Annotated in this window: 21 protein-coding genes and 2 pseudogenes; 10 read left to right on the top strand and 13 right to left on the bottom strand. The window is 63.9% G+C overall.

Annotation, left to right across the window (positions count from 1 at the left end; genetic code table 11):
- The 5 genes and pseudogenes from IVA87_RS02150 to IVA87_RS02170 all read left to right on the top strand — a co-directional run.
- The coding region (locus tag IVA87_RS02150; protein ID WP_247332621.1) for a phosphatase PAP2 family protein at positions 1–769 on the top strand (769 nt) is incomplete at its 5' end.
- A 113-nt stretch (positions 770–882) separates the two neighbouring features.
- Entirely contained in the window at positions 883–1,497 is a 615-nt protein-coding gene (locus IVA87_RS02155) for a papain-like cysteine protease family protein (RefSeq protein ID WP_247332623.1), read from the top strand.
- Positions 1,498–1,527: 30 nt separating this feature from the next.
- A complete protein-coding gene (locus tag IVA87_RS02160; RefSeq protein WP_247298996.1) occupies positions 1,528–2,157 on the top strand; it encodes a hypothetical protein in 630 nt (209 codons plus the stop codon).
- Positions 2,158–2,673: 516 nt separating this feature from the next.
- Positions 2,674–3,264, top strand: a complete 591-nt coding sequence (locus IVA87_RS02165) for a hypothetical protein (RefSeq protein WP_247298995.1) — start codon at positions 2,674–2,676, stop codon at positions 3,262–3,264.
- A gap of 242 nt (positions 3,265–3,506) precedes the next feature.
- A pseudogene (locus tag IVA87_RS02170) lies at positions 3,507–3,693 on the top strand (hypothetical protein); the annotation flags it as partial.
- Positions 3,694–4,292: 599 nt separating this feature from the next.
- On the opposite strand, the gene IVA87_RS02175 reads toward IVA87_RS02170, so the two are convergent.
- Positions 4,293–4,796 carry a hypothetical protein gene (locus IVA87_RS02175; protein WP_247298994.1) on the bottom strand — a complete coding sequence of 168 codons (504 nt, stop codon included), beginning with the start codon at positions 4,794–4,796 and terminating at the stop codon, positions 4,293–4,295.
- Positions 4,797–5,167: 371 nt separating this feature from the next.
- On the opposite strand from IVA87_RS02175, the gene IVA87_RS02180 reads away from it, so the two are divergent.
- Positions 5,168–5,839 (top strand): response regulator transcription factor, encoded by a 672-nt coding sequence (locus tag IVA87_RS02180; RefSeq protein ID WP_247332625.1) that lies wholly within the window; start codon positions 5,168–5,170, stop codon positions 5,837–5,839.
- Positions 5,836–7,752, top strand: coding sequence for an ATP-binding protein (locus IVA87_RS02185; protein ID WP_247298990.1), 1,917 nt, complete (start codon positions 5,836–5,838; stop codon positions 7,750–7,752). The genes IVA87_RS02180 and IVA87_RS02185 overlap by 4 nt, the downstream gene beginning before the upstream one ends.
- A gap of 135 nt (positions 7,753–7,887) precedes the next feature.
- On the opposite strand, the gene IVA87_RS02190 is transcribed toward IVA87_RS02185, so the two are convergent.
- The gene (locus IVA87_RS02190; protein WP_247298988.1) at positions 7,888–8,178 is read right to left on the bottom strand and encodes a hypothetical protein; all 291 of its coding nucleotides are present in this window, start codon (positions 8,176–8,178) and stop codon (positions 7,888–7,890) included.
- Between the two features lie 234 nt (positions 8,179–8,412).
- Between IVA87_RS02190 and IVA87_RS02195 the strand changes: the two genes are divergently transcribed.
- A complete protein-coding gene (locus tag IVA87_RS02195; RefSeq protein WP_247298986.1) occupies positions 8,413–8,637 on the top strand; it encodes a hypothetical protein in 225 nt (74 codons plus the stop codon).
- A gap of 65 nt (positions 8,638–8,702) precedes the next feature.
- Here IVA87_RS02195 and IVA87_RS02200 read toward each other — a convergent pair whose 3' ends face one another.
- The 4 genes and pseudogenes from IVA87_RS02200 to IVA87_RS02215 all read right to left on the bottom strand — a co-directional run bounded on the left by IVA87_RS02200 (position 8,703) and on the right by IVA87_RS02215 (position 11,677).
- Positions 8,703–9,386, bottom strand: coding sequence for a hypothetical protein (locus IVA87_RS02200; protein ID WP_247298985.1), 684 nt, complete (start codon positions 9,384–9,386; stop codon positions 8,703–8,705).
- Positions 9,387–9,470: 84 nt separating this feature from the next.
- Positions 9,471–10,181 carry a hypothetical protein gene (locus IVA87_RS02205; RefSeq protein WP_247298983.1) on the bottom strand — a complete coding sequence of 237 codons (711 nt, stop codon included), beginning with the start codon at positions 10,179–10,181 and terminating at the stop codon, positions 9,471–9,473.
- 132 nt (positions 10,182–10,313) lie between these two features.
- Positions 10,314–10,562: a hypothetical protein gene (locus tag IVA87_RS02210; RefSeq protein WP_247298982.1), complete on the bottom strand. Its 249-nt coding sequence runs from the start codon at positions 10,560–10,562 to the stop codon at positions 10,314–10,316.
- A gap of 150 nt (positions 10,563–10,712) precedes the next feature.
- A pseudogene (locus IVA87_RS02215) lies at positions 10,713–11,677 on the bottom strand (nitronate monooxygenase).
- 103 nt (positions 11,678–11,780) lie between these two features.
- Between IVA87_RS02215 and IVA87_RS02220 the strand changes: the two are divergent.
- Positions 11,781–13,343, top strand: coding sequence for an AMP-binding protein (locus IVA87_RS02220; RefSeq protein WP_247332628.1), 1,563 nt, complete (start codon positions 11,781–11,783; stop codon positions 13,341–13,343).
- 65 nt (positions 13,344–13,408) lie between these two features.
- Here IVA87_RS02220 and IVA87_RS02225 read toward each other — a convergent pair whose 3' ends face one another.
- The 7 genes from IVA87_RS02225 to IVA87_RS02255 form a co-directional block, all read right to left on the bottom strand.
- On the bottom strand, positions 13,409–14,182 hold the full coding sequence (locus IVA87_RS02225; RefSeq protein ID WP_247298978.1) for a thioesterase family protein: 774 nt from the start codon (positions 14,180–14,182) through the stop codon (positions 13,409–13,411).
- 22 nt (positions 14,183–14,204) lie between these two features.
- On the bottom strand, positions 14,205–15,173 hold the full coding sequence (locus IVA87_RS02230) for a nitronate monooxygenase family protein (protein ID WP_247298976.1): 969 nt from the start codon (positions 15,171–15,173) through the stop codon (positions 14,205–14,207).
- Positions 15,174–15,383: 210 nt separating this feature from the next.
- Positions 15,384–16,784, bottom strand: coding sequence for an aspartate ammonia-lyase (locus tag IVA87_RS02235; RefSeq protein WP_247278944.1), 1,401 nt, complete (start codon positions 16,782–16,784; stop codon positions 15,384–15,386).
- Positions 16,785–16,821: 37 nt separating this feature from the next.
- Positions 16,822–17,358, bottom strand: coding sequence for a hypothetical protein (locus tag IVA87_RS02240; protein ID WP_247298974.1), 537 nt, complete (start codon positions 17,356–17,358; stop codon positions 16,822–16,824).
- A 48-nt stretch (positions 17,359–17,406) separates the two neighbouring features.
- Positions 17,407–18,009 (bottom strand): YqaA family protein, encoded by a 603-nt coding sequence (locus IVA87_RS02245; protein ID WP_247298972.1) that lies wholly within the window; start codon positions 18,007–18,009, stop codon positions 17,407–17,409.
- Positions 18,010–18,055: 46 nt separating this feature from the next.
- Entirely contained in the window at positions 18,056–18,460 is a 405-nt protein-coding gene (hisE, locus tag IVA87_RS02250) for a phosphoribosyl-ATP diphosphatase (RefSeq protein ID WP_247298970.1), read from the bottom strand.
- 115 nt (positions 18,461–18,575) lie between these two features.
- Positions 18,576–18,944 carry a hypothetical protein gene (locus IVA87_RS02255; protein WP_247332631.1) on the bottom strand — a complete coding sequence of 123 codons (369 nt, stop codon included), beginning with the start codon at positions 18,942–18,944 and terminating at the stop codon, positions 18,576–18,578.
- Between the two features lie 228 nt (positions 18,945–19,172).
- Between IVA87_RS02255 and IVA87_RS02260 the strand changes: the two genes are divergently transcribed.
- Positions 19,173–20,222, top strand: a complete 1,050-nt coding sequence (locus tag IVA87_RS02260) for an ABC transporter substrate-binding protein (protein ID WP_247332634.1) — start codon at positions 19,173–19,175, stop codon at positions 20,220–20,222.
- Positions 20,223–20,250 lie beyond the last annotated feature (28 nt).

Below are 20,250 nucleotides of genomic sequence, written 5' to 3' on the forward strand. Positions count from 1 at the left end.
CGGCGGACGCGGCGGAGGCGGCAACGGTTCAGTGAGCGGCGGCTACGTTGGCGGCGGAGTCCCTCCACGTCCCTTCCCGATCTTCGAGGGCCTATGTCCCATCCAGCCTGACCGCTTGAATTACGAAGCGACATTCCCCGAATCCGCTTGGCGGCCTGACTTTTTTGCTCAGATAGCATTGGCCGAGTTCGGCAAAACTAATTGGCAAAGCATAGATGTCAGGGGTCCGCCGACCAATCACGCAGTCATTTTTGCGGAGATCGAGGAGCTTCTTGGGCCGGCGATGGATGATCGCGACGATTTGGCAAATGAAATCATTGACCAGGATGTCAGACTTGTCGGCTATTTTGCGCAGGTCCTCATGCTCTCGCCGTCCGCGCATCCAAATACGATCAAGATCATTGAGATGGCTGACCATGTCGGGCTGATGGTCGCCGTCTACTATAAGCTCAAGTTCAATCGTGGGCGGCCGCAACAGGTGTGTCCAGCGCTTTTTCCAATGATTGCCTCTCCCTGGCACGCCTCCTATCCAAGCGGACATTCGCTTGAGGGCCACCTGATGGCGTTGTCGCTGGGAGAGATTATGCCCGGCGCTAAGAGCGCACTGATGGCACTGGCCGCGCGCATCGGAAGGAATCGCGAGGTCGCCGGCGTCCACTATCCAAGCGACACCGCAGCCGGGAAGGAAATTGCTGAATCCGTGTTTCCGTACCTCAAGGAATGCACCACTTTTAGCGCGGTCCTCGATGCGGCAAAAAGAGAGCACTGAGCGTAGTACAAGGTCGCGCAGCCGAATTTGCATCGTTGACTGTGCGACGAAGCACCACGCGACGAACAGAATTTGAAATTTGACTTATCGATTTCAGCCTCGAGGGGATTGCCATGGGCGAGTTGGAGGAAGTTTCCGTAATTGACAGGACGCGGATTCCGCTGGACCTGGGCTTTGAGGAGCCGGAGCTGGAGACGACAACCGAGGCGCTGCATCCCAATTTTACGATGCAGCAACAGTGTCACAACTACTGGTGCTGGGCAGCCGTCGCTTCCAGCGTCTCGGGTTTTTACGACGAGGCGAGTCCTTTCACGCAGTGCCTCATCGCCAATCTCGTGCTTGACCGGCAAGATTGCTGCGATTTCGCTTGCGGCGTTCCGAACTTGCAATTCGATGTGCCGCACACGCTTGGGTCACCACTCAACCAAGTCTGTTGCCTCGGTAAATTGGCCCTCGACCACCGCGCTACACGAATGGAGGTGCTGCAGGAGATCAACGCAGGCCGGCCACTTTGTGTTCGTACTGTCTGGTCTCGTGGAGCGGGAGGAGGAGGAGGAGGAGCGCATTTCCTCGCGATAGTTGGATATCTGCCGGACACTGACAGTTTGATCCTTGAGGATCCCTTTTACGGCCCGACACCCGAGATCAATTATGACCGATTTTGCACACTGTATCAGGACGCGCGCGGTGTTTGGACGGATTCCTACTTCACGAAGGCTCCCGATTAGCAAATCGCCTCTACGGAAGGAGAGAACGAGATGCCAATTCATCCCAGCGATCCTCCGGCGGCTGCCGTCGAAGCCGTAAGGCGAGCAGTGGCCAACCGCGCCGGCAAATCGAAATTTCCGCGGTCCAACCTTTCCGTTGCAAACCCCAACGCGGTCTCCATTTCCATGCCGCATCGGATCGCCCATCTGCCGCTTGGCAATATCCATCGCGCAGCCAACCTCAGAACGGCCGCGGTACTAGGTAACTGGAGATTTCTTGTTCATGAGACGAAGCGGCGCATCGTCGCCGACAATGATGGACGAGAGGAGCCCGTGCCAATTGCCGCTGCCACAATGGTCACGTCGGCAGCGGGGACGTACGAACTGGGTGAGCTGAACGAAGGGTCGTTCGTGGCAGCGACGGAGGAAGGGATTCGCCGTGCCGAGAAACTCCCCGAGGTTCAGAAGGGACGCTTCGAGGCTCTATTGCTCATCGTGCCGGCGGTTTACGTAGTAGCGCTCTGGCTGCAAGATCGCGATGGCGATGCGGACCTACTGCTGACGATGCCGCCCTCGAACCCGGCGTTGGTGCCGTACCGGCCAATGACGTCGCCCGCATTCCTCGACATCTTGCACAAGCTTGCTCAGAAGGTCCCTTCCGATGACGTTACGAGAGGGTGACCGCGGTCGGTCCCCTCTTTTCGGGTGCCATGATCGAAATACCGAGAGTGCCGGCGCAACGGGCCCGTTGCCTCAAATATGCTAGCCTTCATTGGACGACTCCAGGAGTCGACGCGATGAAGTGGGCAGCTTCCCCCGATATCGTGGAGGAGGTCACGAGAACGAACCAATTGATCCTCTCTCTCTCGCCAGTGTTGAAGAGCCCAGCGTATTCGGGGCTGTATCCGTAAGCTCGCAGGTCCCGATTGCAACCATGGTGAAGGTGTACAAAGGCGATACGTATATCTTTGCCGTCGCGATGCAGAACTCTCCGTCGACAGCGCGGATTGCGGTCAATGACGTTCACCAGACCACCGCTCGCGTCGTCGGCGAGGATCGTAGAAGGCATCGCCTGGGCGAGAGCCGACTACATGCTTCTGCGCTCTGCGGATAATTACTTGTTGCCCGGCGCCCTTTCGAGATCGGTCGATCTAATGGACGATCATCCTTCTGTCGCGTTCATCTTCGGAGGCGCGATTGTTTTTGACCACAACCCGCGTTCTGTCCGGACTTGATTTCATTGCACTTAGCGGCGCAAGAAACATTGTGCTGTCATCAACTGTGGTGGTTCGCACCAGCCTACAGAACAGATTGGGCGGCTATTTGGCCGACTTACCCTACGCCTCTGGTATGGAAATGTGGTTACGGCCCGCCGCACACGGCGACGTCGGGGTCATCGCCGCTGACCAAGCCGTCTATCGTGCGCACGCGGGCAATATGTCAAGTGAGCCTTCGCGGGAGCAAGATCTGCTGCAACGCAAGCCCGCGATTGAACATTTCCTGAATAATAGCGCGGCGAGGCTCACAAACGCTGATCATCTTCGCGCCCGGTTGCACCACGTATTGGCACTTGAGGCGGTCGGCCGCGCCAGCGCTGCCTTCAGCGAAAGAGCGATGGAAAGCTCGGCAGACCTTTCAAGACTTGCGGTGAGTTTTGATCCGAATGTTCAACGAACCCGTCGTTGGTGGTGGCTCGCCTGCAAGCGGGTTCTCGGGTTGCGAGGATGGCAGCGGGTCCGGCCTGCAGTTGAATGGCTCATATCTATCTCGCGGAACGCGCGCCGCTGAGAGGCTGCCAGAGCGACTGGGGCGTTACCCGCTTCTGGCCAATCAAAGATGTGACGCGCCATCTGGTGAAGGCCCGCTCGTTGGACATAGCGGGCTAGATTGCTCACCCTGAGTTCCCTGCGCCCGTGAAAGGCAGCCCTTCGCCATTGAGACCGGATGACGGGTGCGCTTTATCTTGGAACGAAATTTAATTGATTTAATTGGGTTAATGTGATTTAATTCCGCCATTGGGAGACAACGCCATGCCAGACCAGGACGATGACCGACGCGACTTCCTAAAGACCTGCGGAAAGTTCGCCGCCGTGACGCCTCCGGCCATGACGCTCCTGCTGTCGACGTCCCTCACGTCGGATGCCATTGCAAGGTCTGGCGCCGGACCGGCCGGCCCTCGTGGCAACAATGGCTATGGCAACGGCGCCCGACGGCAGCCCCAACGGCAAGGACGATAGCAATTTTTGAGCCGGCGCACACTCGCCGGAAGGAGACACAATGCAGTCCAGGCGCCGCGACGTTGATTGGCACTTCGCCTCTTTCATCGTTTCGCTAATCTGGCTTGCGATCGTTGCTGCCGGGCTTCTCGCTGTGCTTTTCCGAGGGCACTCCTGAATTCCGGACCTCCGCAGCCTAAACGATCTTGCAGCGGCGAGTTTAGCTGTTGTGTGCGGTTTGGTAATCCCTCATGCTGCGCTAAGGCGGCGGAGGAGTCGCCGTGTAAAACGCTGATCCTCGTTGTCGGGTCGAACCCACCCAGAAGTAGTGAACGAAGCACTTACCGGTGCTGGGACCGCCGCTGCAATCATCTGACTGGCCCACCTGAAACATGCCCACGCATGGTAACGATCTCTGTTTTTAGGGGTAGTGCGGAAATTGGCGGCGCCCAGCCAAACCGACGCGAATGACCCTAAGCTGACTCACGCTGCGCAAGGCTAGGAGCCAGGGATGGCCCTGACGGCAGTGCAGGATGTTTCTGCTTTCCGTGGAGCCATCTGAACTGAAACGTTCGCCCCAACCCGGAGCCGACTTTTGCTTCAGCGCCAACCCGCTGCTATCGCCACGCTGCTGCAATATGCCGAGGTCTCACCCGACCGCCAGCCAACAAGGCGTCCGGCTTCCTTGCATTCCTCGTAGCTCCTGTAGTTGCCGATGTTGCGGCACGTTGCCGAGTACACGCCGCCCGAAACGTTGCAGCCAACCCAGGGCTTGTCGCCCGATTTGAAGCTCGATTGGCAGCCGCCGACGCAGTTGTTGGTGGTAGCGGCGAGCTTAGCAAGCTTGGCGGCATCCGAATTCGGCGCGGCTGTTGCCGAGGCAGGAGAGATGGAGGCGGACCTGCTGCTGCGGGCGACCACACGATGCGCAGGCTTAGACCGCATTATCTGCTTGGGCGCTTCGACGGTGACGATTGGAAGATGAATGTCGGCTCCGGGCGGCGTCGGTTGCGACATGGCCGTGCCGCCAAAGGCGCACAGCATCAGCGTGATTGACGAGACGGCGAAAGCGGGCCGCGCAACCCTGTGCAGCGACAACCTCATCACTACGTCCTCCTCGAAGCGGGACGGTCAATTCCGTCCCCGCGTGACGATACCATCTTCGCATTGAAGCTGAAGCATTATATTTGCACAACCGACCTTCATTCGGATGTCCGGTTGTGGCCCAACTCGGACGTCTGGTGAGCTGCCGGAATGGGCCGGTGCCAGAGGCAGAGCGGACCGCATCCGCGGCCTGAGCGCAGCGCGGATGATGAGCACGCGCTCTGGCTTAGACGCAATCCCAAAACCGCCTATCTGCGCCTGACGCGCGACCGAGTTATTGCCGCCCCCATGATTATGGGTGTCACGCCGTCCGTGCTGCGGTTAGACTTGCCTCGCGCCGCGGGGGACACGCGGGTCGCGGGACGATAAACATGAGCAAACAGGGCGAGACGGGTGAGGCCATCACCATCCTCCTCGTCGAGGACGACGCGCCGACCTGCTGGCGGCTCCACGACGCGCTGGTCAAGGCCGGCTACGAGGTGCGCAGTGCCGGCACGCTCGGAGAAGCTCGCTCCGCGTTCGGGATGGCGGCGCCTCGGGTGCTGCTGACCGACCTCAGGCTTCCCGACGGCCACGGCATCGAGCTGATTCGCGAAACCCGGCAGCGCTTTCCCGACAGCGAGATCATGGTGATCTCCGCGCTCGGCGACGAGGAAAGCGTGATCTCGGCGATCACCGTCGGTGCCACCGGCTATCTGCTTAAGGATGCCTTTCCGACCGACATCGCCACCACCGTGCGCGATCTGGTCGCCGGCCATTCGCCGATCTCGGCCTCGATCGCCCGTTTCATCGTCCGGCGTACGCAGAGTTCGGCGGAGCCCTCGCCCGGCCCCCTGCTCAACACGGCTAAGCTGACCCCGCGGGAGATCGACATCCTCTGGGGCATTGCCAAAGGCTTCAGCTACGCCGAGATCGCGAGCCATCTCGGCCTGTCCAGGCAGACCGTGCCGGGCCACATCAAGAACATCTATCGCAAGCTCGAGGTGCACACCCGCAGCGAGGCGGTGTTCGAAGCCGTGCAGCAGGGCTTGATTAAGCTGTGAGCGAGATCGCGGCGAAGACGCTCACGCGGCCGCGGCGCCGGCTGATTGCGTCGCGCCTCGTGCCCTATCTGCTGCTCCAGGCCCTGATCGTCATCGTCACCATCCTTGGGCTCCGGCTGCTGCAACCCAGCGATCCCGAAGACTTCGCCGTGAACGATTTCTCGGCGCGCGAGGATGGCACGATGCGGGCGGTGACGCTGCCGCATTTCACCGCATCGCGCTATTCGCTGGCCGACCCACCGCTCTACACCGCCACCTTCACATTCCGGCGGAGCGATGTGGGATCAGGATGGTCGGTGTATCTGCCGCGGTTCAGCAACGCGGTGGAGGTCGCCGTCAACGGCGTCGTGGTGCTGGATTCCCGGCGTGACGCCAATGCCAACCGGCCGGACCGCAACACGCCGCAGATCGCGGCGATTCCGTCCGCGCTGCTGCGCGAGGGCGCCAACGACATCACGGTGCGGCTGTTCGTATGGGGGCCGCTGAAGGGCTTTCTCGACACCGTCTATGTCGGACCGGACGCCGCCTTGCGTCCAGCCTACGAGACGCGCGCGTTGCTGTTCGTCACGCTGCCGGTCGTGTTCTCCGCCTGGCAATCGATTCTCGCGGTCATCCTTGCGATCATGTGGTTGATGCGGCGCCACGAGCCGGTTTACGGCGTGCTGGCGGTGGCGATGGTGCTCGGCGTGGTGCAGGCATTCGTGCCCCCACCGGTGCCGCCGGCCACCACGTCGCGGCTCGCCGCCGTGCTATTGGCATCCGCACCGATGGAGAGCGCGCTGATCGTCGTGTTCGGCATGCTGTTCTTCGGCTGGCGCTGGCCGCGCTACGGCACGCTGCTGTTCGTGCCGGGCCTCATCGTGTTCGTGGTCGGGCTGATCGGGGGCCCGCCGCTGCCGCGCATACTCTTTCTGGTGCTCGGCATTCCCACGGTCGGGCTTTGCCTGTTCCTGATGGCGTGCGTGACCGCAGCCGCAGTGGTCCGGCGCCAGGACGCGGCAAGCTTCACGATTGGCTGCGCCGTGACCATCGTGCTGGTCTGCTGGGTCCAGGACATGCTCACGGTGCTCGAGATCGTGAGCAACGATCGCATCTTCGTCTCGCGCCTGTCCTACTCGGCGATGCTGGTTGCGATCGGCGCCGGGCTGACCTGGCGCTTTGCCCGCGCGCTGAACCAGGTCGACAGCTTTGCCGGCCAGCTCGTCGCACGGGTGGGCGAGGCCGAGGAGCGGCTGAAGGCGAGCTTTGCCCGCGAGGAGGCGCGCGCCCGCGCCGCCGCGCTCGCCAACGAGCGCACGCGGCTGATGCGGGACCTGCATGATGGCCTCGGCGGCCAGCTCGTCAGCATCGTCGCGCTCTCCGAGCGCGGCCACGAGGGCGCGACCATCACGGAGGCCGCTCGCGCAGCACTGAAAGATCTGCGTCTCGTCATCGATTCCATGGACGACATCGGCGGCGACCTGATGCTCGCGCTCGGCTCCTGGCGCGAGCGCGCGACGGCGCAATTGCGCCCGCACGACATCGCGCTCGACTGGCGCGTGGCAACGCCGCAGGGGCTGCCGCTGCATCCCGAACTGCGGCCATGGCACGTCATCCAGATCGTGCGCATCCTCGACGAGGCCGTGACCAACGCCGTCAAGCACGCAGAGGCGCGCCACATCGCGGTCAGCATCGAGACGCTCGACGACGGTCACGGGCCGTATGGCGTGATCAGCGTGACGGACGACGGCAAGGGTTTTGCGCGGGCCGACAATTGTGCGAGCGGCGGCCAGACCGCGCGGGGCTTGCGCAACATGCGGAGCCGCGCCGCACGCTGCGGCGCGGTGCTCGATCTGAGCTCGGACGCCTCAGGCACATGCGTGCGGCTGCAATTGCCGCAGCGCTTTCCCGACAGCGACGCGGCTGCGGGCTGAAAGGCCCCCTCACCGAACGTGTGGGGCGCACGGAGAGAGGGGACGGGCCGGGTGATTGGCTCTGCAGAGGACGGGGGTGTTCGTCCGCAGGGCTGTCGGCCCGAAGCAATGCAATCAAATCAACCGAATTGACGATCAGCGCACCCCAACGCGATTGACCGGGCCGCCGCGGTTCATCGGCGTTCCTGCGCGCACGCCGACACCGGGCGCGCCGACGCCGGGTGTCGCGGCCGCGGCCCGCGCAACCGGAGCTCCCGGCGCAACCACCACTGCCGCAGTCGGCCGCACCACGCAGCCCTTGGGCACGCCGACCGTCTTGCAATAGACCACGGCCTGTGCCGGGCTCGTGCCCAGCGACACCATCGCCGCACCCGCCAGCGCCATGATCGTCAGCCCGGCGCTCAGCGCTCCCGCTCTTTTCGACATCTTGCTCTCCCGCTCCCGTTCGGCGTCCCGGCGCAATCACCGGGTTTCGCAACCGACGTGCAGCTCAATGGCAAAAGAGCGCGCGTGGATACATGCCATGAAGATGGGGGTGCGGCGGCCGGAAGGGCGTACCCGGTGCCATGAACATGGCATGGACCTGCGCCCGGCTGTCGCGAGATCGTCCGGCCCGCTTGATCCCAGGCGGGACCAACGACAATCCCAAAGAGGTGCTTTATGAAGATTTCGGTTCTTGCCGCGCTGCTGCTCGCCGCCACCGCCGTGTCCGCCGCTGCGCAATCCGGTCCGACGCCGCAGGAGCAAATGGCCTGCCGCGGCGATGCCAGCAAATTCTGCGCCGAACATATCGGCAAGCCGCCGCAGATGAATGCCTGCCTGCGCCAGAACAAGACCAAGCTCTCCGACTCCTGCCGCAAGGTCGTGGAATCTCACGGCGGCTGAGCCGGCCCTCAAGTCCGGGAGCGCTCCAGCAGAGCGAACCCGGACCCGGTTTCGCGGATCATGTTTTAGTCGTCATCAGGCCCGAACAGCCTGATCTGCGGGAAGCCGCTGCGCGAACGGCCGGCATAGTCGCGCGCATCGGAATCTTCGCGGATATTGCGCGCGACGTCGTCCCAATCGGTGCGGTCGCGCAGGCCGCGCGGCTCGCGGGACTCGTAATAGTGGCGGCGCTCGGCCCAGCGTTCACGCCGCTCCATTCGGCGCCGTTCGGAGGCGGCGCGCTTCACGTCGGAATCCCGGGCCTTGGCATAGGCATTGTCCGGCGAGGCGGCCGGCTCTGTCGACGCCTGCTGCTCCGCAGGCTTGGGCGCGGCTGGTGCCGGCTTGGACTGTTCCTTGGGCGGCTCGACCGCGGCCGCTTGCGAAGGTCGCGGTGCCGGCGGTGCAGCGTTCGCTTGAGTGGTTTGCGTGTCGGGCTTGGCGGGTTCGGGCTTTGCTTCGGCCGGCGCGGCAATGATCGCGCCAAAAGCTTGCGAACCGGTGAGATAATTCACGCGCTCGGACGGTGCGTTGGTTGCTGCCGGCGCGCTGCCAGCTTCGGCGCGCTGCGCCATCTTGCTGGTATCCGGCCCCTGCTTGGGCGCGACCGGATTCATGATGTTGCCGGCGACGATGCCGCCGCCAAGGCCTATGGCGATGGCCGCGACTATGGTTCCGGCACCGACGAAATAGGCTGTCGAGGCGCGCATTGATCCACTCCCTCTTTGGGGCGAGCAACGCACGTTGATTGCCAGATGTTCCTGATCCGGAAGCAGTTCCCAAAGGAACTGACGTCAGATCTGCTGCGCGACCTTCTCCAGCCCGATGATGCGGGCGAGCTTGCGCACTTCCTCTTTCTGATCGTCACGCAGCTGGAACAGCAGCGGCATCGCGGCCGACTTCAACTGCTGGACCTCGTCGCAATTCGGATCGATCGGCACGCCCGGCGCATTCGGATTGGAGAGCTTGTTCGCCGAGATCTTGCGGACGACATTGCGGAGCGCCGTCTCGACCGAGGGCCAATAATATTCCTGCGACGAGGACAATTTCAGGCGATCCCTGATGCCCGCGATCTGTGCGTCGGACAGCAGCGAATAGGATTTCTGCGGCTGCGGCTTGGCCACGACTTTCGGCTTGGCGGGGACTTCGACGGCGGGAATCTCCGCTGCGGCGGGCGCCTGGCGCGCACTTGCCTTCGGCATCGGAAAATCGGAAGGCGTAGCGGCGGCAAAGGCCTGGCGCAGCGGCTCGGTCAGCACCGGAGCCTGGGCGAGCTTATCGGCGGCGACCTGCACCGGCTCGATCGCGGCCGAGGCCAGCGCCAGCGTTGGAACCAGACGGTCGGCCTTGGCGGCGCGGTTGGCCGCGAGCGGCTTGGCCGGAGGCGTCTGCGAGATCATCTCGGCGCTGACGCTAGGCACGCTGTCGCGCCCGAGAATGGCGGTGGTGGCAGCCCCGAGGACCAGGAAACAGGTCAGGACGACGATGGTGATGGCCTTGGACAAACGTCCCTCCGCGCCCGGCTTCAAGTCCACGTGATCAGTGCCCGGAAACTGGGCGATAATTAAGGCTCAACCGTGCCATTGCGGCGGCAATCGCGCGGACTACGGCGACATCGCCAGGGAAGCTCAAGAGAATCAGGCAGCTCGCGCCAGATCGTAGGCGTCCTGGATGTCGGCCACGATCTCGGAGGCCTCCCAGACCGCGCGCGGCTCAACCGATTGCAGCGTCACGGTCCAGTTGCCGCCCCGGCGGGTGCGGGGGACGCTGACGATGTCGAAGCGGACGTTGCGGCACAACGGGTGGCGAGCCAGCGCGTGGGCCACGCGAACGCGGATTTCGTCCAGCGTCGCGGCTGTCTTGCCGTTGAGATAGTTGAAGTCCATCGCCTGTCCCTTTCGGTCCTGATTGGCGGCCGTGAGCGGATTCTTGGCGGGCGATGGTTAATCTGCCGTTAAGTGAGCGGGACGGAAGAGCGCGGGATTAACCGTGATCGGGAGCCGGCGCCTCTCTATTTCTCCGGATTTGTACGGGGACTACCGCCCGCCGGCCTCCCGATATTCCGCGCGCGTCTGCGCAACGAGATCGCCCACCGCCACCACGTCGGTCACGCCCGACGTCGAGTGCCCACCACTCCAGATGTCGCGCCAGCGTTTTGGCCGGTTCTCGCGCGCGGCGACGTCGATGTCCTTGGCGATGTCGATCGCGCCGTGCGCCGGCAGGTCGTCGGGATCGAGACCTGCGGCCACGATCGACGGCCTCAGCATGCTGGTCTGCAGTCCCGTGAATGCGGTGGTGAGCAGGACGTCGTCGGCGCTGCTCTCGACCAGCATCCGCTTGTGGCGGTCATCCGCCATGCTCTCGCGCGTCGCGATGAACTTCGTGCCCATGTAGGCGAGATCGCAGCCGAGCACTTCGGCGGCATGCAGCGCGCGGCCGTCGCTGACGCCGCCCGCAAGCACGATGATGCCGTCGTAGAATGCGCGCACCGCGCGGACAAAGGCGAACGGGTTGAGCCAGCCGGTCTGCCGCCGGCGCCTGCCGTGAGCAGCACCAGCCCGTCCACACCGGCTTCCGCTGCACGCTCGGCGTGGCGGATCGCGGCGACATCCGCCAACACCAATGCGCCGGCGTCATGCAGCGGCTTTGCGACCTGTGCGGGCGAGCCGACCGAGGTGATCACGATCTCCGGCCTGTGCCGCAGCAGTACGGCGATATCCTGCTCCAGCCGCGCGTTGGAACGGTGCACGATCAGATTCGGGCAAAGCGGCGCCGCCTTGCGCCCGGTTTGCTCTTCGTGCTGCCGTAACCTGGTTTCGATCGCGGTGAGCCATTCGTCGAGCTGTTCCGGGCTACGGCAATTCGCGCTGGGAAAGCTGCCGATCACGCCGTTGCGGCAGGCCGCGACCATCAGCTCGACCCCCGACACCAGGAACATCGGCGCCGCGATCAGCGGCAGAGCGAGACGATCGCGGAAACGTTGCAGTCGATCCGACGGCATGCATGCCTCCCTGCGCGGGCTTTGTCGTTCCATCCCGCATTCGCTGTGCTAGCGTCATCAGCAACATTGGCACGTCACAAAGCAACGAGGAAACAGGAAACATATGTCCGATCCGCTCCACGCATCGTCCCCGGCTTGTGCGCAGACCCTACGGGCACTGTCGCGCTATCCCGACCGCACCGCCTTCGCCTGGCCTGAGGGATCGCTGAGCTATCAGGGCACCATCGACCTGATCGGACGCATGCAGGCCGTGTTCATGCGGCTTGGATTGCAGCCCGGCGCGCGCGTCGCCTTCCTCACCGCCAACCGCGCCGACAGCTGGTGCGCGGGCGTTGCTGCGCAATTGGCGCAGCTCTGCATCACCTGGCTGCATCCTCTGGGATCGCTGGACGACCAGCTGTTTCAGCTCGAGGATTCCGAGGCCGAGATGCTGGTGGTCGATGCGGCCGCCTTCCGCAATCGCGGCGGCGAACTCGCCGCGAAGGCCGGCCGGCTCAAAGCGGTCTTCACCATGGGACCCGCGGACTACGGCGTCGACCTCTTGCAGGCGATCGAGATCGAGGGCCACGCCAGCGCGCTGTGCCTCGCCCGGCCCGACGATCTCGCCACGCTGAACTACACCGGCGGCACGACCGGTAAATCCAAGGGTGCGCTGCGCTATCACCGCGAGAACGCCGGAGCTGCCGGCGCGATCCTCGCCGACTTCGAGATCCCCGACGCCGCGCGCTATCTCACGGTCGCGCCGATCAGCCATGTCGCGGGCACGAAGGTGCTGCCGACCTTGATGCGCGGTGGCACCGTGCACATGCTCAAGAGTTTCGATCCCGAGGCCGTGCTGGCGACGATTGCGCGCGAGCGCATCAACTTCACGCTGCTCGTGCCGACCATGATCTATGTGCTGCTCGATCATCCCGCGCTCGGCAGGACCGATCTGTCTTCGCTCGAGCTGGTGCTTTATGGCGCCTCCGCGATGTCGCCGAGCCGGCTGGTCGAGGGCATCGAGCGCATCGGGCCGGTGTTCTCGCAGCTTTACGGGCAGACCGAATGCTATCCCGTCTCGGTGCTGCGCAAGGCGGATCACGATCCCAAGACACCGGAGCTGTTCCTGTCCTGTGGCTTCCCGATCGCGGCCTGCGAGGTCAAGATCCTCGACGACAACGACCAGGAGGTGAAGACGGGCGAGCCGGGCGAGATCTGCGTGCGCGCGCCGCACGTGATGGCGGAGTACTGGAAGCGGCCGGACATCACCGCCGAGACGCTGAAGAACGGCTGGGTCCACACCGGCGACATCGCGCGCATGGACGAGCGCGGCTACATGTTCATCCTCGACCGCAAGAAGGACATGATCGTCTCCGGCGGCTTCAACATCTTCCCGCGCGAGGTCGAAGACGTGCTGTCGCAGCATGCCGACGTCGCCATGGTTGCGGTCGTCGGCATTCCCGACGAGAAATGGGGCGAGGCCGTCACCGCCATCGTCGTGCCGCGCGAGGGTGCAAGGCCCGATCCGGACGAGCTGATCAACCTGGTGAAGACGCGCAAGGGCTCGGCGCACGCGCCCAAGCAGATCCAGTTCGTCAAGCAGCTGCCGATGACCGGCGTCGGCAAGGTCGACAAGAAGGTGCTGCGCGCCGGCTTCTGGAGCGGGCGCGACCGGTTGGTGGGGTGAGATGCGACGCACCGGCCCCGCCTTCGCGGAGCATGACAGCGGAGCTGAGGCGCGGGCTTGCCCCCTCACCGCTTGTCGATCACCAGGCTCTGCACCGCCCGGCCGAAATAGCCTTGCCGGTCCGCCAGCCGCGACATTGCCAACCCCGCGCCTCCTGGGCCGATCCAGGACTCGCCATCGAGCAGGATCCACTCGCCCACCGGCTGCCGCGACAAGCTCACGGTGAGATCGGCGTTGATGTAGGTCCAGGCGCGGAAGTCGAGCGTCGAGGCGGTGCCGTTGGAGAAGTCGGCGGCGACCACGGCTCGCATCGCCTGTGAGACTTCCTCGCCCGCGATCAGGGGATGATCGACACGAAACCAGATCGCGCCGGCGCCGGCCTGGCCGAACCGGCCGCGTGCCGCACGCATGGAGACCGCTCGCACGAACGGGCTGGTGGCGGCATGACCGTCCTCGACTAGGGAGTCCTCCGGCGATGGCAACGTGACCGGCAGCTCCTTGACGTCATCGGGCAGGCTCAGGGTCTGTCGCCTGATCTTGAGCACGGTGGCGCCGACAACCTGCACGCCGTCGGCGAGCAGCTTGATCCCGCAGAGCTGGATCTTGCGGCCCTCGCGCAAAACTTCGGTCGCAATCGTGAGCGGCGCGACCGGCACCGGACGCATCAGATCGATCGTGACGCGCGCGATGTCCATCGGAACAGGCGTCGGAATGCGCTCGGCCGCCCACGTCACCAGCGATGCCGGCGCCGAGCCGTGCTGCATGCGACGGTCCCAGGGTCCGGCGGCGTCCGGGCTGGTGACGACGCTGTTGCCGTCGACGCGGTAGATGGGAGGCATGCTGCACTCGAGCTCGGCGCGATTACAACGGCGGATCGATCGCTTCGTCGTATTCCTTCTTGAAGCGCGCGATCATTTCGGCGGCGGGCACGATGCCCTCGACGCTGCCGATGCCCTGGCCCGAGCCCCAGATCTCCTTCCAGGCCTTCGGCTTGGCGCGTTCGCCGGAGGCGTCGGTGCCGAAGTTCATCTTGGAGGGATCGGAGGTCGGCAGGCTGTCCGGATCCATTCCGGCGGCGAGGATCGAGGGTTTCAGATAATTGCCGTGCACCCCGGTGAACAGGTTGGAATAGACGATGTCGTCGGCGCTCGAGCCGGCGATCATCTCCTTGTACTTGTCGACGGCGTTGGCTTCCTTGGTCGCAATAAAGGCCGAGCCGATATAGGCGAAATCTGCACCGAGGATGCGCGCGGCGCGGATCGCCTTGCCGTTGCCGATCGCGCCCGACAGCGCGATCGGCCCGTCGAACCACTTTCGCGTCTCGGCGACGAAAGCCAGCGGCGAGATGGTGCCGGCATGGCCGCCGGCGCCGGCCGCGACCAGGATGAGGCCGTCGGCGCCCTTCTCGATCGCCTTGTGCGCGAATTTCTGGTTGATCACGTCGTGGAAGACGATGCCGCCCCAGCCGTGCACGGCCTGGTTCAGCTCCTCGCGCGCGCCGAGCGAGGAGATAATCATCGGCACCTTGTACTTGGCGCAGAGCTGCATGTCGTGATCGAGCCGGTTGTTCGACTTGTGCACGATCTGGTTAACTGCGAACGGCGCCGACGGCTTGTCGGGATGCGCGCGGTCATAGGCCGCGAGTTCCTCGGTGATCCGCGCCAGCCATTCATCGAGCAATTCCGGCGGCCGCGCGTTCAGCGCCGGAAACGAGCCGACCACACCCGCCTTGCACTGCGCGATCACGAGATCGGGCACCGAGATGATGAACAGCGGCGAACCGATCACCGGGATCGACAGGCGCCCCTTGAACAAGGCAGGCATGGACATTGCGGAACGGTCCTCTCTTGGCGGTCACACGGTTGGGATTATACCAACAAGGCAATCTTTCCACTGTCAAGTATTGCGTTTTGGCGCCGTGGCGAATGCCATTACCGCAATTCCAAGGCGCGGAATTCGCGCCTAAGTCAGTGCGAGCGCCGCGGAGCTTCGTCGCAAAGGCTCCTCAAAATGCAGGCGAGAGCTGCGGATGGCCGACAGCTACGAAATCAAATCCGGATTGATCAGCCGCTCGAACGAGAACATCTCGTCCCATTTCTCCTGCGTCAGCAGCCTGCGCTCGATCACCACGATCTGGTGCAGCGACTTGCCGCTCTTGTAGCCCTCGCGTGCGATCTCGGCGCATTGCTTGTAGCCGAGCAGGGGCTTCAGCACCGTGACGATACCGAGCGAGTTCAGCACCATGTTGCGGGTGTGCTCCTCGTTGGCAGTGATGCCGACGACGCAATTTTCGCGCAGGCTGTTGACCGCGCGCTCCATGGTGCGGATCGAGAAGAACAGCGCAAACGAGATCACCGGCTCCATCACGTTGAGCTGGAGCTGGCCGGCGCTTGCGGCCAGCGTCACGGTGGTGTCGAGACCGATGACCAGGAAGCTGGTCTGGTTGACCACCTCGGGGATGACGGGATTGACCTTGCCAGGCATGATCGAAGAGCCCGGCTGAAGCTGCGGCAGGTTGATCTCGTTGAAGCCCGCGCGCGGACCGGAGGCGAGCAGGCGGATGTCGTTGCAGATCTTCGTCAGCTTGCTGGCGGTGCGCTTGAGGACGCCCGAGAGCTGCACATAGGCGCCGGTGTCGGAGGTCGCCTCGACGAGATCGCCGGCGAGAACAAACTCGACGCCGGTCAGCGCGCTCAGGTGCCGGACCGCGAGCTTGGGATAGCCGACGGCGGCGGTGACGGAGGTGCCGATCGCAGTGGCGCCGAGATTGATCTCGCGCAGCAGCGCACGGGCCTCGGAGATGCGATCGACCTCCTCGCCGATCGTGGTGCCCCATCCCCGGAATTCGGCCCCCAGCGACATCGGCACCGCGTCCTGAAGATGCGTGCGGCCCATTTTCAGCACACGGTCGAATTCGCGGCCCTTGGCGAAGAAAGCTTCCTGGAGCTGGCGCAACGCCGTCATGTAGCTCTCGAGCCGCAGGATCAGCGCCAGGCGAAAGGCGGTCGGATAGGTGTCGTTGGTGGACTGGCCGTAATTGACGTGATCGTTGGGGCTGACGTGCTGGTAATCGCCCTTCGCAAAGCCAAGTGATTCCAGCGCGAGGTTGGCGATCACCTCATTGGCGTTCATGTTGGTCGATGTGCCAGCACCGCCCTGGATGAAGTCGGTGACGAACTGGTCCATCATGTCGCCGGCAATCACGCGGTCGCAGCCCAGGATGATCGCGTCCGCAACCTTGGCGTCGATCGCGCCGAGATCGCGATTGGCCATGGCGGCCGCCTTCTTCACGTAACCAAGCGCCTTCACGAAGTAAGGCTCCTGGTTCATCGGAATGCCGGTGATGTGGAAGTTCTCCTTCCCGCGGATGGTCTGGACGCCGTAATAAATGTCGTCGGCGATGTCACGCTGCCCGAGGAAGTCCTGCTCCGTGCGGCTCATAGGCGCTCCTTGTTGCATGCGCGCAACGTCGATCACGTCAGTTCTGGCATAGCGCGCTGGTCACGAAAGTATCGGTGCGGCAATCGTCCGGCTTGCGTTGCCGGCCCGGAATCAGGACCTTGGCCGAGCATTTCTCGGCGGAATCGGCGTTCAGGCTCTTGCCTTTCTTATAGCCCTTGCTCTGGCAGAGCTGGTCGGCAGCCTGCTTGCAGTCGGGCGCGCCGTTCGCGGAGGCCGGACAGGCCACGCGCCCCGAGACCATGGTGGACGGTTTCGTCAGTCGCGACAAATCGTTCATGGTCTCGCCCGGGCTTTTGATCGGCGGCAGGATCGAGGGCAGCTTGTCGAACAGCTTGCCCATTTCGTTGATCAGCCCGGGATTTTCCTCGCGCGCCGGCGGCGCCGAAGGAGCGGGCGTCGACGGCGGCGGCGCGGCCTGCGTCCCCTGCTCCTGGAGGCCGAGCGCGGGCGCAGCTTGCGTCCACGCCGGCGTGGCGGCACCAAGCAGGAGCCAAGGCACGACGAATATCAGCGTCCCCAGCCGCAGGACCGGATTGCCGGATCGACCCATCATGACGGCAACCGTAGCCGAAGCCGGCCCGGTGGCAAAGCCGCCGCACCCTTAGATCAACTTGATAGCGACGACGAAGCCGAGCACCAGCACGATCGCGCCGATCGCGACCCACAATCCGAGATGCTTCTCGATCCTGATCCGGATCCAATCGCCGTAGCGGTTGAGCAGGATCGCGACGACGAAGAAGCGCCCGCCCCGCGCGACGATCGAGCACAAGATGAACAGGACGATGTTGTAGCCGGCAAAGCCCGAGGTGATGGTGACGAGCTTGTAGGGGATCGGCGTCAGCCCCTTGAGCAGGATGATGATCGCACCCCATTCCGCATAGGAGGCGCGGAAGGCATCGACCTTGCCGCCGAGGCCATAGACCTGGATCAGCCATTGGCCGACCGAGTCGAACAGCAGCGCGCCGATGGCGTAGCCGACGATGCCGCCGAGCACCGAGGTCGCGGTGCAGATCGCCGCATAGACCCAGGCGCGCTGCGGGCGCGCCAGCGACATCGGGATCAGCATCACATCGGGCGGGACCGGAAAAAACGAGCTTTCGGCGAAGGACACGGCTCCCATGATCCAGAGCGCGTAGGGCTTGTGGGCGGCGTCGATGCACCAGTCGTAGATACGTTTCAGCATGGCGCCGCGATGAAGCACCATGGGACGGATTTGTCCATCGCGAGTTTTGTGACGTTTTCGCCGCGCTTTAATGGCGCTTGCGTGCGGCACGGCCCTCGAGCGCGACAATTGGCCGCCTTGAGGCAATGCGCGGTGACGCAACTTTGGGCAATTTCACCGCTGATTTCGGCAGCTTCTCGGCAATGCCGAGCATGTCTTCACGCCGCGTCATCTCCCGCCAGACGTCCTCGGGACGCACCCCGGCCGACGCCCACAGCACGGTAAGATTGTAGAGCAGATCGGCGCTCTCCCGGATCACGGCCTCGCTATCGCCATTGACCGCGTCGATCACGACCTCGATGGCCTCTTCGGCCAGTTTCTTCGCCATTTTGGAAGGGCCGCGCTGAAACAGCCGGGCCGTGCGCGATGTTGCCGGATCAAGATCTCTGGCCGCGAGCACAGCCAGATATAGCCGCTCAAGCGAATCACTCATGTACTCAAACTACTCTAAAGCAATGGCGAGCGCGTTAACGCCCGGCAATAAAAGCAACGACAGGCCGGCACAGCAAGCGCGACGGCCTGTCAGGGTTACGCACGGCGTCCGGCGGCTAGTAGCAGTTGGTGTAATAGCCTTGGCCGCAGAACTCGGACGGAGCCGTCCCGCCATAGCGCTGATATTGGTAGTTGGGGCCCGGACCATAATAGGGACCGTAAGCAGGGCGGCCGTAATAGACTGGCCCGCCGTAATAGCCATAACCCGGACCGTAGTCATAGGCATAGGCATCACGGGTGGCGGCAATGGCGAGACCTGTGCCGATGGCGGCCAAAGCTGCAGCTGCGGCCGCGCCGCCTCCGCCGCCATGCCAGTGGCGGCCGCCGGCGTATGAAGCGGTCGGAGCAATCGCGGTCAGCGCCAGCGCCGTCGCGGTGGCAAGAACGGCCTTTCGGCCCGCAAACGTGGAGAATCGCTCAATCATATCTTGGGCCCTCCTTTGGGACCTGGAATGGACGCCTGCGGACAGGCTCATGCCTCTCAAACCCGCATAACCTAAGTTGGGTTCCCCAACCCCAACACAAGCTGAATGGGGTTGCGTAACGATGCCGCAATCGCCGCTCATCCGCCGTTCATGTTGGCGCGGAAAGACTGATCGCCAGCCGGCGCTGCGAGCGTCACGAACCATAACAATGCCGGACCAGCGCAACTGATGTCGGAATTCAAGACGATTGCTCTTCGTTGCCTGCTGGCTCTTTCGATTTCGCTTGCGACGCTGATTGCACGCGATGTGAGCGTGGCCGAGACCGCAGTCCCATCCGTTGCAATTCACTTCACCTTCGATCGTCCATTGGACGCGAGCATGGCGCCGTTCTTCCTGGCCGCAAAGGACGGCAGGTTCGGCGCCGAGCATCTCAGCGTGTCCTTCAACACCGCAGCCGGGTCGTCGGAAGCCCTCGCGCGCCTCGCCAAAGGCGACAGCGAGCTCGCGCTCGTCGACATCAACGAGCTGATCCGCTTTCGCGACAAGGACCATGCGGCCCCGATCAAGGCCGTGTTCGTGCTGTTCAACCGCGCGCCCTATGCGATCGTCGCGCGCAAGAGCCGCGGCATCCACCTCCTGTCCGATCTCGACCGCAAGACCGTCGGCGTCGCCGACAGCGACCTGTCGATGCGGCTGTGGCCGGCACTGGCGCAGCAGAACGGCATCAATGCATCGCGGGTCAAATTCCACAAGATCAGCGCGGCGGTGCGCGAGCCGATCCTCTCCGCGGGCCAGGTCGATGCGGTCGCCGGCTTCAGTTACCTGTCGGCCGTGAACCTGCGCGACCGCGGCGTGCCCGCAGCCGATCTCGTCGTGCTGCGCTATGCAGATTACGGCTGCGAAGCCTACGGCTTTGCCGTGGTGGTCAATCCCGCCTTCGCCGCAGCAAAGCCGGATGCCGTGAAGGGCTTCGTCCGCGCCTTGATCGCGGGCGTCAACGCAACCGTCATGGAGCCGGGGCGCGCGGCGGAGGAGGCCGCCAGTCGCATCGAGGATGGCGACCGCAACCTGGAGCTGGAGCGCCTGCGCACCGCCCTCGCCGACAACATCCTGACCGACGAGGTCAGGCGCAACGGCCTCGGCGGCGTCGACCCGGCGCGCCTCGAGCGCTCGATCGGCCAGGTCGCGCAGGACTTCAAATTCCGCAATCGACCGGCGGCGGCCGAGATCTTCGACGACCAATTCCTGCCGCCGCTGGCCGGCCGGGTGATCAACTGAGCAAAACTGAAAGCTTCCGCTGTATCTC

Origin of the sequence: Bradyrhizobium sp. 147 (assembly GCF_023073935.1) — a bacterium.
Classification (GTDB): domain Bacteria; phylum Pseudomonadota; class Alphaproteobacteria; order Rhizobiales; family Xanthobacteraceae; genus Bradyrhizobium.